Source organism: Streptomyces corynorhini (genome assembly GCF_003346515.1).
In the GTDB taxonomy this organism is placed as follows: Bacteria; Actinomycetota; Actinomycetes; order Streptomycetales; family Streptomycetaceae; genus Streptomyces; species Streptomyces corynorhini.
Map to the genome: position 1 here is coordinate 1 of NZ_QQNA01000208.1, position 12,314 is coordinate 12,314.

The 12,314-nt window shown below is 70.7% G+C and carries 11 protein-coding genes, 2 tRNA genes and 2 pseudogenes; 7 read left to right on the forward strand and 8 right to left on the reverse strand.

Annotated features, from left to right (window positions below; translation table 11 throughout):
- Positions 1-160 (forward strand): annotated as a pseudogene (locus tag DVH02_RS36415) (sensor histidine kinase); the annotation flags it as partial.
- 260 nt (positions 161-420) lie between these two features.
- Here DVH02_RS36415 and DVH02_RS36990 read toward each other — a convergent pair.
- The 6 genes and pseudogenes from DVH02_RS36990 to DVH02_RS24385 form a co-directional block, all read right to left on the reverse strand.
- Positions 421-1,251: pseudogene (locus tag DVH02_RS36990) on the reverse strand (histidine kinase dimerization/phosphoacceptor domain-containing protein); the annotation flags it as partial.
- 122 nt (positions 1,252-1,373) lie between these two features.
- Positions 1,374-2,231, reverse strand: a complete 858-nt coding sequence (locus DVH02_RS24365) for an ABC transporter permease (RefSeq protein WP_114625976.1) — start codon at positions 2,229-2,231, stop codon at positions 1,374-1,376.
- Entirely contained in the window at positions 2,228-3,160 is a 933-nt protein-coding gene (locus DVH02_RS24370; protein ID WP_114625977.1) for an ABC transporter ATP-binding protein, read from the reverse strand. Before DVH02_RS24370 ends, DVH02_RS24365 begins: the two co-directional genes overlap by 4 nt.
- A 227-nt stretch (positions 3,161-3,387) precedes the next feature.
- Positions 3,388-3,460, reverse strand: a tRNA-Gly gene (locus DVH02_RS24375).
- 80 nt (positions 3,461-3,540) lie between these two features.
- A tRNA-Gly gene (locus tag DVH02_RS24380) sits at positions 3,541-3,612 on the reverse strand.
- A gap of 198 nt (positions 3,613-3,810) precedes the next feature.
- Positions 3,811-4,146, reverse strand: a complete 336-nt coding sequence (locus tag DVH02_RS24385; protein WP_114625978.1) for a histone-like nucleoid-structuring protein Lsr2 — start codon at positions 4,144-4,146, stop codon at positions 3,811-3,813.
- Positions 4,147-4,596: 450 nt separating this feature from the next.
- On the opposite strand from DVH02_RS24385, the gene purS reads away from it, so the two are divergent.
- From purS to purL, 3 genes are read left to right on the forward strand one after another with little or no spacing between them, the layout of a single operon-like run.
- The gene (purS, locus tag DVH02_RS24390; RefSeq protein ID WP_114625979.1) at positions 4,597-4,848 is read left to right on the forward strand and encodes a phosphoribosylformylglycinamidine synthase subunit PurS; all 252 of its coding nucleotides are present in this window, start codon (positions 4,597-4,599) and stop codon (positions 4,846-4,848) included.
- Positions 4,845-5,528, forward strand: coding sequence for a phosphoribosylformylglycinamidine synthase subunit PurQ (purQ, locus tag DVH02_RS24395; RefSeq protein ID WP_114625980.1), 684 nt, complete (start codon positions 4,845-4,847; stop codon positions 5,526-5,528). The genes purS and purQ overlap by 4 nt, the downstream gene beginning before the upstream one ends.
- Positions 5,525-7,783, forward strand: a complete 2,259-nt coding sequence (purL, locus tag DVH02_RS24400; RefSeq protein ID WP_114625981.1) for a phosphoribosylformylglycinamidine synthase subunit PurL — start codon at positions 5,525-5,527, stop codon at positions 7,781-7,783. Before purQ ends, purL begins: the two co-directional genes overlap by 4 nt.
- A gap of 246 nt (positions 7,784-8,029) precedes the next feature.
- Here purL and DVH02_RS24405 read toward each other — a convergent pair whose 3' ends face one another.
- Positions 8,030-9,067, reverse strand: a complete 1,038-nt coding sequence (locus tag DVH02_RS24405) for an NADP-dependent oxidoreductase (RefSeq protein ID WP_114625982.1) — start codon at positions 9,065-9,067, stop codon at positions 8,030-8,032.
- A 70-nt stretch (positions 9,068-9,137) separates the two neighbouring features.
- Between DVH02_RS24405 and DVH02_RS24410 the strand changes: the two genes are divergently transcribed.
- Positions 9,138-10,187: a GlxA family transcriptional regulator gene (locus DVH02_RS24410; protein WP_233518437.1), complete on the forward strand. Its 1,050-nt coding sequence runs from the start codon at positions 9,138-9,140 to the stop codon at positions 10,185-10,187.
- A gap of 36 nt (positions 10,188-10,223) precedes the next feature.
- Here the strand turns inward: DVH02_RS24410 and DVH02_RS24415 are convergent, their stop codons facing one another.
- Entirely contained in the window at positions 10,224-10,589 is a 366-nt protein-coding gene (locus DVH02_RS24415; RefSeq protein WP_114625984.1) for a DoxX family protein, read from the reverse strand.
- A gap of 108 nt (positions 10,590-10,697) precedes the next feature.
- Here DVH02_RS24415 and DVH02_RS24420 point away from each other — a divergent pair, with 108 nt between their 5' ends.
- Both DVH02_RS24420 and DVH02_RS24425 read left to right on the forward strand, forming a co-directional pair.
- Positions 10,698-11,096: a winged helix-turn-helix transcriptional regulator gene (locus DVH02_RS24420; protein ID WP_114625985.1), complete on the forward strand. Its 399-nt coding sequence runs from the start codon at positions 10,698-10,700 to the stop codon at positions 11,094-11,096.
- A 120-nt stretch (positions 11,097-11,216) separates the two neighbouring features.
- Entirely contained in the window at positions 11,217-12,041 is an 825-nt protein-coding gene (locus DVH02_RS24425) for a MerR family transcriptional regulator (protein ID WP_114625986.1), read from the forward strand.
- The last annotated feature ends 273 nt before the right edge of the window (positions 12,042-12,314 follow it).

Sequence of the window (12,314 nt, forward strand, 5' to 3'; positions counted from 1 at the left end):
CGCACTGCCCGCCGAGGTGCAGTCGGCCCTGGGCTGGGTCGTGCGCGAGGCGACGACGAACGTGCTGCGGCACGGGGACGCGCGGCGGTGCACCGTACGGCTGTCGGCGCCGGAGGACGGCGCGGGGGCGGTGCTGATCGTGGAGAACGACGGGGTGCCCGACCCGGCGGACGGCACCCCGTCGTTCTCCACGATCAGCACCGCCCCCGCGCCGTCCTCCGGCGCCGACAGCCGTACGGTGCACCGCCGCGCGTCCCCGTGCCGCAGCACGTTCGTCGTCGCCTCGCGCACGACCCAGCCCAGGGCCGACTGCACCTCGGCGGGCAGTGCGACGGTGGTGTCCTCCTCGATGCGGCAGTCGATGCCGGCCGCCGCCAGCACCCCGCGGGCGCCGTCGAGTTCGGTGTGGAGGTCCGCCTCCCGGTAGCCGCGTACGACCTCCCGCACCTCCCGCTGGGACTCCCGGGCGATCCGCTGCACCTCGGTCATCTGCGTGATGGCCTCCGGCCTGCCGCGCTCGGCGAGTTGGACCGCCAGCTCGCTCTTGAGCGCGATCACCGCGAGGTTGCGCCCCATGACGTCGTGCATGTCGCGGCCGAACCGCAGACGTTCCTCGGCGACGGCGAGACGGGTCTGCAGCTCACGCGCCATGTCGAGGTCCCAGATGGCTTTGAGCAGCCAGACCGAGAAGCCGTAGGTGAAGACGAGGAACGTTCCGGTGATGAGGATCCCCAGCGCGTTGGCGATGATCTCGGGCGTCGCCAGTCCGAGCAGCAGCCCGGCCGCCGACACCACCGCGATCAGCCCCGGCAGGGCGTATCGCGTGTGCGCTGCCCTGGTCAGGCCCAGGAATATCGACGCCATGCCGAAGCCCGAGAGGCCGGTCACCACGTAGATGGCGCCCTGGTCGAACGGGAGCGTGTGGGTGGAGCGCAGCGCGAGGAAGGCGAAGAGACCGGCCAGGGTCAGCGCCGCCACGGCCACGACCAGCCGTACGGGCTGCTCGCGCCTGCCCAGCCGCCAGTCCAGGGCCCGGGACTGCATGACACCGCAGAGCGCCGCGTGCGCGCAGACCATCAGGAACAGCCAGAGGCCGACCAGCCACACACCGTTCGCCACGGCCGAAATGAGCACGGTGACACCGGACATCCCGATCTCCAGGACCACGAGGAAGTGGAACGACCAGCGGGTGTACAGCTCGACCTTCACCGGCTTGCTCTTCCGGTGCCACCAGTCCGTCAGCCTGGCCATCCCACTCCTCCCACGGCTCCCACGGATCTCATGTCTCCCAGGTCTCCCGTCCGCCCCACGGTCCCGTTCCTTCGCCCCACGGTGCCGCTCCTTCGCCCCACGGTCCCGCTCCTTCGCTCCGGCTAACGCCTCGGCCCCCAGCGGAACCACTTCCGTACAGCAAACAGGGCGAGCGCGATCCAGACCAGGGCCGTCAGACCCGCCCGCAGCGCGTCGCCGCTCTCGACGCCGCCCAGCCAGCCCGCCCTGATCAGCGTCATGACCCCGGTCATCGGCAGCAGCTCGCAGACCGCGGCCACCCGGTCGGGGAACACCTCCAGCGGGACGAAGAGCCCGGAACCCACCACCGACACCAGGAACAGCGGCATGCTGGTGATCTGGGCGCTCTCCACCGTACGGGTGAAGGCCGAGGTCACCGCGGACAGCGTGGCGAGCAGCGCCAGACCGGCCAGCAGCCCGGCGGTCAGCAGCAGCGGCTGCTGGGGCGCCCGTACGTCGAGGAGCACGACGCCGCCCGTGATCATCACCAGGGACTGTACGAAGGCGAGCGCGACGGCGGGCAGCGCGGTGCCGGTGAGGATTTCGAGGTCGGTGGCCTCGACGGTACGGAGCCGCTTGAGCACCAGGTCCTCGCGGCGGGCGGTGTACGCGGAGGTCAGGTTGGCGTAGACGGCCATGACCAGCACCATGCCGATGCTGCCGACCATCGCCACTTCCATGGAGCTGAGCCCGGCCTTGCCGAGGTCCACCTGCGCGAGCGACACCTTGATGGAGCCGATCATCGCGACGGGCACGAGCAGCCCGGCGAACAGCGCCGTCCTGTTCCGGGTGAGCAGCGTGTACTCGGCGCGCGCGAGGGCCTTCAGCCGGCTCGCCGGGGTGCTGGCGGGGCCGGTGGCGCCGGGGGCGCCGGGGGAGGCGCCCTTGCCGTCGGCGCCCCTGCCGTCCGCGCCCGTCCGTGTGGTCGTTGTCGTGTTCATCGGGCTCCCACCGTCTCTCCGCTCCGCGCCGCGATGTCGAGGAACGCCTCTTCGAGCGTCGCCGACCGCGCGTCCAGCGCCTCCAGCTCCACCCCGGACTCCTCGGCCCAGCGCAGGAGTTGGCCCAGATCCCGCTGGACCTGCCGGGTGCGGATCTCGATCCGCCTGCCGTCCGCCGCCGCCCGCAGCGAGAGCGGCAGCTGTCCGGCGGTGACATGCCCGGGGAGTACGAAGCGGATACGGCCGGGCCGGCTCGCGGTCACGTCCGCCGGGGTGCCGGAGGCCACGATCCGGCCCTGGTCCATGATGGCCAGCCGGTCGGCGAGGGACTCGGCCTCTTCCAGGTAGTGCGTGGTCAGCAGCACGGTGGTCCCCTCGTTCCGCAGTTCGCGCACCAACTCCCAGGTGTCGCGCCGCCCTTCGGCGTCCAGCCCGGTCGTCGGCTCGTCGAGGAAGAGCACCTCGGGCCGGCCGAGAAGCGCGAGCGCCAGGTCGAGGCGGCGCCGTTCGCCGCCGGAGAGCTGCTTGACCCGTACCTCGGACCGCTTGGTGAGCCCGACCAGGTCCAGCGCCTCACCGGCGGGACGGGCGCCGCTGGTGCACCCGGCGCACATCCGGACGGTCTCGGCGACCGTCAGATCGGAGGGGAAGCCGCCCTCTTGGAGCATCACGCCCACCCGGGGCCGTACGGCGGTCCGTTCGCGGTAGGGATCGTGGCCCAGCACCCGTACCGTGCCGCCGTCGGGCCGCGCGAGCCCCTCCAGCACCTCGACGGTGGAGGTCTTGCCCGCGCCGTTCGTACCGAGGAGCGCGAACAGCTCGCCGCGCGCCACGGAGAACGAGATGCCGTCCACCGCCGTGTAGCCGCCCACGTAGGTACGCCGCAGCTCCTCGACATCGATTACCTGGCCGCCCGTTGTCTGAGTCATGACTCCAGGCTTCCGCCGGGTAGGGCGGTGAGGCAGTGCGGGCTGTCACCGGCCGCGATGACATTTGTCATCGCGGGCAATCCGCTCCGTACTCCGGAATCCCCGTACCCCGGCACTCCGAACCCGGCACCCCGTACCCCTGCACCCCGTACCCCGGCACCCCGCGCGCCTCCGGCATGACACACGAAGAAGCCCCCGGTCCGAGGGACCGGGGGCTTCTTCCACTGAGCGGACGACCAGGTTCGAACTGGCGACCTCAACCTTGGCAAGGTTGCGCTCTACCAACTGAGCTACGTCCGCATACTGCATCGTCTGAACGAGACCGTCTGAACGATGCGGCACCACTCTACCTGATCCAGAAGGACCGGAGAGCGATGTAGAGCGGGTGACAGGAATTGCACACTGCGCCTCCCCCTTGGAAAGGGGGCGTTCTACTACTGAACTACACCCGCACGCTGCCGGGGTTTTGGCTTTTCGGCCTTGCCCCTCGGCGTGTTCCAAACTCTAGCGGATCAACAGGGGTGGTTGGCAACTCGGCTGCCCACTGCGTCACCAACCCGCCCCCGACCGCCTCCCGGTCGCCCGCCGGACCACCTGCCGGTCCGCCCGCCGGACCACCCCTCCCCGGCCGTCTCCCGGAGCCCACCGGCTCAACTGGCCTCGCGGAACGCCTCGTAGACCCGCTTGGGGATCCGGCCCCTGGCCGGCACCTCCAGCTTGTGCGCCTGTGCCCAGGCGCGTACGGCCGCGGCGTCGGGCGCGAGGGCGGTGTGTCGGTAGGTTGTGCGGTTCTTGCCGTTCTTACTGGCATTTGTCTGCTTTCGGCCCGCCGCCATGAAGGGGGCGAGTGCCTTCCGCAGTTTCTTCGCGTTGACGGGATTGAGGTCGATCTCGTACGACTTCCCGTCCAGTCCGAAGGTGACCGTTTCCGACGCTTCTCCACCCTCGATGTCGTCGGAGAGTGTGACCACAACACGCTGCGCCACGGATATCGGTCCTTTCCTGCGGTGCCGCCGCGCCCGACATGTGCCGGATCCTCGATGTACGGGGACGTACGGGACCCGCGTCGGCGTGCGGCGATACCGGCCTTCCGGCTGTTATGGGGCAATACTGTTTTCCGCTGTATTCCTTTGTACAGCGGTGGACGTCATATTGTGAAGCCCAGCCAATTGCATCAGCGTGTCACGCGGCAATGGGGTGCGCGAGTTTTTTCCCTGGATTTTTCCTGGCGTGCGCCGGATCATATCTACTCGCGTAGATTTTCCGGGCGGGTACGCTGAGGTACCTCGGGGGGTCTGCGGGATTCCCCGCGGAACGCAGCACGTGCACCGCACGTACGCAGCAGCAAACGCAGCAAGCACGCCGCAGCAGCCGCACCTGCAACGCCGCAGAGCGGAGCAGCGAGAACCAGCCGCACCACACCACCGGGAGTGCCAGTGGCACGCGTCGTAGTCGACGTCATGCTCAAGCCGGAGATCCTCGACCCGCAGGGACAGGCCGTGCAGCGCGCACTGCCTCGCCTGGGCTTCGAGTCGATCGCCGATGTCCGCCAGGGGAAGCGCTTCGAGCTGGAGGTGGCGGGTCCGGTCGACGAGGCCGCTCTCGCCCGCATCCACGAGATGGCCGAAACCTTTCTCGCCAACACCGTGATCGAGGACTTCGTCGTGAAGGTCGAGGAGCCGAAGTGACCTCTCGCATCGGAGTCGTCACTTTCCCCGGCACCCTGGACGACCAGGACAGCCTGCGCGCCGCCCGGATCGCCGGGGCCGAGCCCGTACAGCTGTGGCACCGCGACAAGGATCTCAAGCAGGTCGACGCCGTGGTTCTGGCCGGCGGTTTCAGTTACGGCGATTATCTGCGGGCCGGTGCCATCTCGCGGTTCTCGCCGGTGATGGAAACGATCATCGAGCAGGCGAAGGCCGGTATGCCGGTCCTCGGTATCTGCAACGGTTTCCAGATCCTCACCGAGTCGCATCTCCTGCCCGGCGCGATGCTGCGGAACAACCATCTGCACTTCATCTGCCGCGATCAGAAACTCCGGGTGGAGAACGCGGAGACCGCGTGGACCACCGATTACTCGGCGGGCCAGGAAATCTCCGTACCCCTCAAGAACATCGACGGCCGGTACGTGGCCGACGCGCGCACCCTCGACGAGCTGGAGGCCGAGGGCCGGGTGGCCTTCCGCTACCTGGACGCCAACCCGAACGGTTCGCTGCGCGACATCGCGGGCGTCACCAACGCGGCGGGCAACGTCGTCGGCCTGATGCCGCACCCCGAACACGCCGTGGAGCCGCTGATCGGTACGGGCCGTACCGACGGCCTCGGATTCTTCACCTCGATCCTGAAGAAGCTGGTAAGCGCCTCATGACCATCAAGAACCTCGACACGGTCAAGCACGCGACCGGCACCCCGGACACCGACCAGCCCTGGAAGGAACTCGGCCTCAAGGAGGACGAGTACGCGCGGATCCGCGAGATCCTGGGCCGCCGTCCCACCGGCGCCGAGCTGGCCATGTACTCGGTCATGTGGTCCGAGCACTGCTCGTACAAGAGCAGCAAGGTGCACCTGCGGCAGTTCGGCGAGAAGACCTCGGTCAACGACGCGATGCTCGTCGGCATCGGCGAGAACGCGGGCGTCGTGGACGTCGGCCAGGGGTACGCGGTCACCTTCAAGGTCGAGTCGCACAACCACCCCTCGTACATCGAGCCCTACCAGGGTGCGGCCACCGGCGTCGGCGGCATCGTGCGCGACATCCTCGCCATGGGCGCCCGCCCGGTCGCCGTCGTGGACCCGCTGCGCTTCGGCGCGGCCGACCACCCCGACACCCGACGCGTGCTGCCGGGCGTCGTCGCGGGTGTCGGCGGCTACGGCAACTGCCTGGGGCTGCCGAACATCGGCGGCGAGGTCGTCTTCGACCCCTGCTACCAGGGCAACCCGCTGGTCAACGCGGGCTGTATCGGCGTGATGCGGCACGAGGACATCCACCTCGCGCAGGCGTCGGGCCCCGGCAACAAGGTGATCCTGTACGGCGCCCGCACGGGCGGCGACGGCATCGGCGGCGTCTCGGTCCTGGCGTCCGAGACCTTCGAGTCGACCGGCCCTGCCAAGCGCCCCGCCGTCCAGGTCGGCGACCCGTTCCAGGAGAAGCTCCTCATCGAGTGCACCCTGGAGATCTTCGCGGAGAAGCTCGTCGCGGGCATCCAGGACCTCGGCGGCGCCGGTCTGTCCTGCGCCACCAGCGAGCTGGCCAGCGCCGGTTCGGGCGGGATGCGGGTCGAGCTGGACACCGTACCGCTGCGCGACGCGACCCTCTCGCCCGAGGAAATCCTCATGAGCGAGTCGCAGGAGCGGATGTGCGCGGTCGTCGAACCGCAGCACGTCGACCGCTTCATGGAGATCTGCGAGAAGTGGGACGTCATCGCCACCGTCATCGGTGAGGTCACCGAGGGCGAGCGGCTGGAGATCTTCTGGCACGGCGAGCAGATCGTGGACGTGCCGCCGCGCTCGGTGGCCCACGACGGCCCGGTGTACGAGCGGCCCTACGCGCGCCCGGAGTGGCAGGACGCCCTCCAGGCCGACGACGCGGGCAAGCTGCCGCGCCCGGCGACCTCGGCCGAGCTGCGCGAACAGGTGCTGGCGCTGGTGTCCTCGCCGAACCAGGCGTCGAAGGCGTGGATCACCGACCAGTACGACCGGTTCGTGCAGGGCAACACGGTGCTCGCGCAGCCCGAGGACGCCGGCATGGTCCGCATCGACGAGGAGACCAACCTCGGCGTCGCGATGGCGACCGACGGCAACGGCCGGTACGCCAAGCTCGACCCGTACGCGGGCGCGCAGCTCGCGCTGGCCGAGGCGTACCGCAACGTCGCCGCGTCCGGCGCCAAGCCGCTCGCCATCTCCGACTGCCTCAACTTCGGCTCGCCCGAGGACCCGGCGGTCATGTGGCAGTTCGCCGAGGCGACGCGCGGCCTGGCCGACGGCTGCCTCCAGCTCGGCACCCCGGTGACGGGCGGCAACGTGTCGCTCTACAACCAGACGGGCGAGACGGCGATCCACCCGACGCCGGTCGTGGCCGTGCTCGGCGTGATCGACGACGTCAACCGCCGGACGCCGATCGCCTTCGCGGAAGAGGGCCAGCTGCTCTACCTGCTCGGCGACACGCGCGAGGAGTTCGGCGGCTCGGCCTGGTCCCAGGTCGTCCACGACCACCTCGGCGGGCTGCCCCCGGCGGTGGACCTGGACCGCGAGAAGCTGCTCGCGGAGATCCTCATCTCCGCCTCCCGCGACGGCATGATCGACGCGGCGCACGACCTGAGCGACGGCGGCCTCATCCAGGCGGTCACCGAGTCCTGCCTGCGCGGCGGACACGGCGCGCGGCTGGTCGTCCCGGACGGGCTCGACGCGTTCACCTTCCTGCTCAGCGAGTCGGCGGGCCGCGCGGTCGTCGCCGTACCGAGGAGCGAGGAGCTGCGCTTCACGGACATGTGCGGTGCGCGCGGTCTGCCGGTGGCGCGGATCGGGGTCGTCGACGGCGAAGAGGTCGAGATCCAGGGCGAGTTCGCGATCCCGCTGAGCGAGCTGAAGGACGCGCACGAGGGCACGATCCCGGCGCTGCTGGCGTAGCGGTTGGGTGTGAGCACGGCGTGGGTGTGAGCATCGCGTGGGTGTGAAGGTGCGGGTCCCCGGTGGTTCGGGGGCCCGCACTTTTACGTCTCGCGGGCGCTTGCCGCCGCCCTGGCCCCGGCCCCGGCCCCGGCCCCGGCCCCGGCCCCGGACCGTCCGGCTCGGGCGGCTGTCCCGTGCAGGTGGCTGTCCCGTTCGAGTAGCCGTCCCCTCCGAGCAGTCGTCCTGTCCGAGCAGTCGTCCTGCTCAGCGCACGGTGATGACCAGCTTGCCCGTGGTGCGGCCCGTCTCCCCCTGTATGTGCGCCCGAGCCCCCTCGGCGAGCGGGAAGGTGCCGGAGACGTGGGCGCGGAGCCTGCCCCGCTCGACGAGGTCGGCGATGGAGCGCATTCCGCTCCGGTCGTGCTCGACCACCAGCGTGACGGCTCGGACCTGCGCCTTCTCCGCCGCGGCCTGGGTGCCCTCGGCCGTGGGCAGCAGTGAGACGAGGACGCCGCCGGGGCGGAGCACGCCCACGGAACGGGTGGCGGTCTCCCCGCCGAGGGCGTCGAGGACGACGTCGTAGGGCTCCTCCGTGTCGGTGAAGTCCTCGGAGCGGTGGTCGACGCAGGCATCCGCGCCCAGCTCGCGCAGGAAGTCGTGCTTGGGGGCGCTCGCCGTGCCGGTGACGTGCGCGCCGCGCGCCTTGGCGATCTGTACGGCGAGATGGCCGACCCCACCGGCGGCGGCGTGGATCAGCACCCGCTGCCCGGCCTGGAGGTCCGCGGTGTCGACGAGGGCCTGCCAGGCGGTGAGCGCGGCCAGTGGCAGAGCCGCCGCCTGTACGTGGTCGATCCCGGCGGGCTTGGCGGCGAAGGCGCGGGTGGGGCCGGTCACGTACTCGGCGTGGGAGCCGGCCCCGTACGGGTAGGGCAGCATGCCGAACACCTCGTCACCGGGCTGGAAGAGGGTGACGCCGCCGCCGGTCGCCACCACGGTGCCGGAGACGTCCCAGCCGAGGGTCAGCGGCGGGGGCGGCAGGAAAATGCTCAGGGCGCGGTGCTTGAAGTCCGTGGGGTTGAGTCCGGCCGCGTGCACGGCGACGAGGATCTCCCCGAGGCCGGGCACGGGCCGCGGAAGCTCGGTCAGCCGCAGGACCTCGGGGCCGCCGAGCGCCGTCTGGTGCAGGGCGAGCATGGCGGGGGTGCCGGTGGCCGTGGCGGAGGCGGCGGTGGTGGCGGAGGTGTCGGATGCGGCGGTGGTGGCGGAGGCGTCGGTGGCGTCAGGAGTGTCCGTCGAAGTCATGCCTCGATCCTGGCCGTACGGTGCGGACCGGGGCGATGGCAAGAAGGTCAGCCTCCGATACATTCGTGCCATGGCCATCGTCCCCGCCACCTCCTGCGGCGTCCCCGCCGCCCGCCGCGATTCCGGTGCGGGCCGCGATTCCGGCGCCCACACGGTCGTCGTCCTCGCCCTCGACGGCGTCTATCCCTTCGAGCTGGGCATCCCGCACCGGGTCCTGGGCTCCGCCGATGGCCGCTACGAGGTGCTGTCCGCGAGCGTGGACGGGCGGTCCGTGCGTACCGAATCGGACCTGACCGTCACCCCCGGGCACGGTCCTGAGGTGCTGGCCGAGGCGGACACGGTGGTCATCCCGCCGTACGCGATCTCCCGGGCCTCCGCCGCCGACCCGGACCCGAGGGCCCTCGCCGCCCTGTCCCGCGTCCGCCCCGGCGCCCGGCTGGTGTCCATCTGTACCGGCGCCTTCCTGCTGGCCGCCGCCGGTCTCCTGGACGGCCGCCGGGCCACCACCCACTGGGCGCTCACCGACGACTTCCGCGAGCTGTTCCCCCGGGTCGAACTCGACGCCGGCGTGCTCTTCGTCGACCACGGTGATGTGCTGACCTCGGCGGGGGCGGCGAGCGGTGTCGATGTCTGCCTGCATCTCGTGCGTAAGGATCATGGCAGCGAGGTGGCCAACCAGGTCGCCCGCCGCTGCGTCGTGCCGCCGTACCGGGACGGCGGGCAGGCGCAGTACATCGAGCGGCCGATGCCGCAGGCGAGCGGAACCGGCACCGGGCCGACCCGCGACTGGGCGCTCCAACGACTGGAACTCCCTCTGTCATTGGCCGATTTGGCCGCGCACCCGGCGATGAGTGCCCGTACTTTCGCCCGGCGCTTCCGGGAGGAGACCGGCCTGAGCCCCGGCCGCTGGCTGACCCAGCAGCGGCTGCGGCGGGCGAGGCACCTGCTGGAGTCCAGCGACCTGCCGGTGGAACGGGTCGCCCACGAGGTCGGTTTCGCCACCGCCACCTCGCTGCGACGGCACCTGGCGGCGGAGGCGGGCGTCGCCCCGTCGGCGTACCGGCGCACCTTCCGCGCGCCGGGCCCTGTGCTGGAGATGTCGGGCGACGCGGCGGGCTGAGCGAGCGCGGGCACGGGTGGCGAGGCAGGGGCGCGGTCAGAGCCAGCCGGCCCCCAGCCAGGCCGCCGCGACGGCGGCCACGAGAAGGGCGATGTTGAGCCCGATCACGCGCGCCTCGCCCCGGGACAGATGCAGGACCGTACCGCCTATCTGTACCAGGGCCAGGCCGACGGCCGCCGCGACGGCGAGCCCGACCGCGATGCCGGTGAGCGGCGGGAGGAGGAGGCCGAGGGCGCCGAGCACCTCCAGGCCCCCGATGAGTCTGACCTGCGGCATCGGCACACGATCGACCCAGCCCATCATGGGCTGGAGCTGCTCCTTGCTCTGGAGGAGCTTCTTGCCTCCCGCGTAGGCGTAGAACAGGGCGAGGAGCGAGGCGACGATCCAGTACGCGACATGCATGAGGAACCTCTCCGTGGTGGGTTACGAAATGTAAGTGGCCACATGATGAGTCACTATCGGAACGCCTACAAAAGGCACATCGGTGTGAGCAAGGCACAAGGAGCTGTCATGTCGCAGTACGAGCGCACCTGCATGATCCGGGGAGACGGCGGCCGGACGATCCGCGCGGTGCTGGACCGGATCTGCGACAAGTGGACGCTGTTGATCGTGGCCACGCTCGAAGAGGGCCGGTTGCGTTTCACCGAACTGCAGCGACACGTTCCCGGTATCTCGCAGCGGATGCTGACGCTGACGTTGCGCAATCTGGAGCGGGACGGGCTCGTCTCCCGTACCGCCTACGCGGAGGTCCCGCCGCGCGTCGAGTACGAGCTGACGCCGATGGGGCAGAGCCTCATCCCGCCCGCGCTGGCCCTGGCGGGCTGGGCCATCGAGAACAACGCGCGGATCCTGGCCAGCAGGGCCGCCTACGGACAGGAGGCCGGGGACGGGGAGCGGACTCAGGGGTGATCGAGCGGGCGCGCGGGTACGCGGGTACGCGGGTGCGCGAGTGCGCGGGTACGCGCCGCCGACCTCGGAGAGCATGCGCTTGACCATGACACGGTGTGAGGCTGTGCACTGGGAGACATCATGTTGAGCATCGGAGACTTCGCCAGGTACGGCTGTGTGTCGGTCCGTATGTTGCGTCATTACGACGCGATCGGACTGCTGCGTCCGGCCCATGTCGACGCGGCCAGCGGCTACCGCTTCTACGAAGCCGGTCAGCTCGCCCGGCTCAACCGTGTCATCGCCTTGAAAGACCTCGGTTTCAGCCTTCAGCAGGTGCGGAGCATCCTGGACGAGCGGGTGAACCCTGGCGAGCTGCGCGGGATGCTGCGGCTGCGGCAGGCGGATCTGGCGGCGGCGATCGCGGCGGACGCCGCGCGGTTGGCACAGGTCGAGGCGAGGCTCCGGACGATCGAGAGTGAGGGACTCATGTCTTCCGACGATGTAGTGGTCAAGCGCGTTCCCCCGGTACGGGTGGCCGAACTGACGGGCACGGCGACGCCCTTCGCGCCCGAGGGCGTCGGGCCGGTGATCGGCCCGCTGTACGTCGAGCTGGGCCGCAGGCTCGCGGCGGCGGGCGTCACCGCGACGGGCCCGGGGGTCGCGTACTACGAGGTCCTGCCGGACGTCGACGACACCGCCGTCGTCCACGCGGGGATGACGGTCGCCACGGAACGCCGGACCGGGCTCGACTTCGCGGTCGTGGACCTGCCGGAGATCGAGAGCGCCGCCACCCTGGTGCACCGTGGCTCGATGGACAACCTCATGCCCAGCCTCCAGACCCTGGCCCGCTGGATCGAGTCGAACGGCTACCGCTCCACTGGCCCGGCGCGAGAGCTGTACCTCGAATGCCCCGACGACCCCGATCAGTGGGTAACCGAACTCCAGGAGCCGGTCACAAGGCCCTGACCAAGCCGCCGGTCAGGGGCGGTGGTGGTGGGTTGGGGCCGGTGGGGCCAGTGGGACCGGTGGTGACCAGCGGGGCATGAGTCCCAGCCCACAGCGGACGGTCAGGCGCTGAGCCGGGGCCGGGCCACCCCATGCAACTGCCGCGTGCCCCGCAGGGCGAACCGGCCCGGCGGCCAGCAGCCGGGCCGGGCAACGATCCTGGCTTCCCTGGGAACCCTTCCCCCGGGCCGCCCCTCCCGAGTACCTGCACTTGCGCCGCAGGGACGGGTGTCA

Bases quoted from the DNA above. Each gene is read 5' to 3' on its own strand.
- DVH02_RS24365 (WP_114625976.1), bottom strand. From the start codon at position 2,231: ATGAACACGACAACGACCACACGGACGGGCGCGGACGGCAGGGGCGCC.
- DVH02_RS24405 (WP_114625982.1), bottom strand. From the start codon at position 9,067: ATGACTTCGACGGACACTCCTGACGCCACCGACGCCTCCGCCACCACC.
- DVH02_RS24370 (WP_114625977.1), bottom strand. From the start codon at position 3,160: ATGACTCAGACAACGGGCGGCCAGGTAATCGATGTCGAGGAGCTGCGG.
- DVH02_RS24415 (WP_114625984.1), bottom strand. From the start codon at position 10,589: ATGCATGTCGCGTACTGGATCGTCGCCTCGCTCCTCGCCCTGTTCTAC.
- DVH02_RS24410 (WP_233518437.1), top strand. From the start codon at position 9,138: ATGGCCATCGTCCCCGCCACCTCCTGCGGCGTCCCCGCCGCCCGCCGC.
- purL (WP_114625981.1), top strand. From the start codon at position 5,525: ATGACCATCAAGAACCTCGACACGGTCAAGCACGCGACCGGCACCCCG.
- DVH02_RS24425 (WP_114625986.1), top strand. From the start codon at position 11,217: ATGTTGAGCATCGGAGACTTCGCCAGGTACGGCTGTGTGTCGGTCCGT.
- DVH02_RS24420 (WP_114625985.1), top strand. From the start codon at position 10,698: ATGTCGCAGTACGAGCGCACCTGCATGATCCGGGGAGACGGCGGCCGG.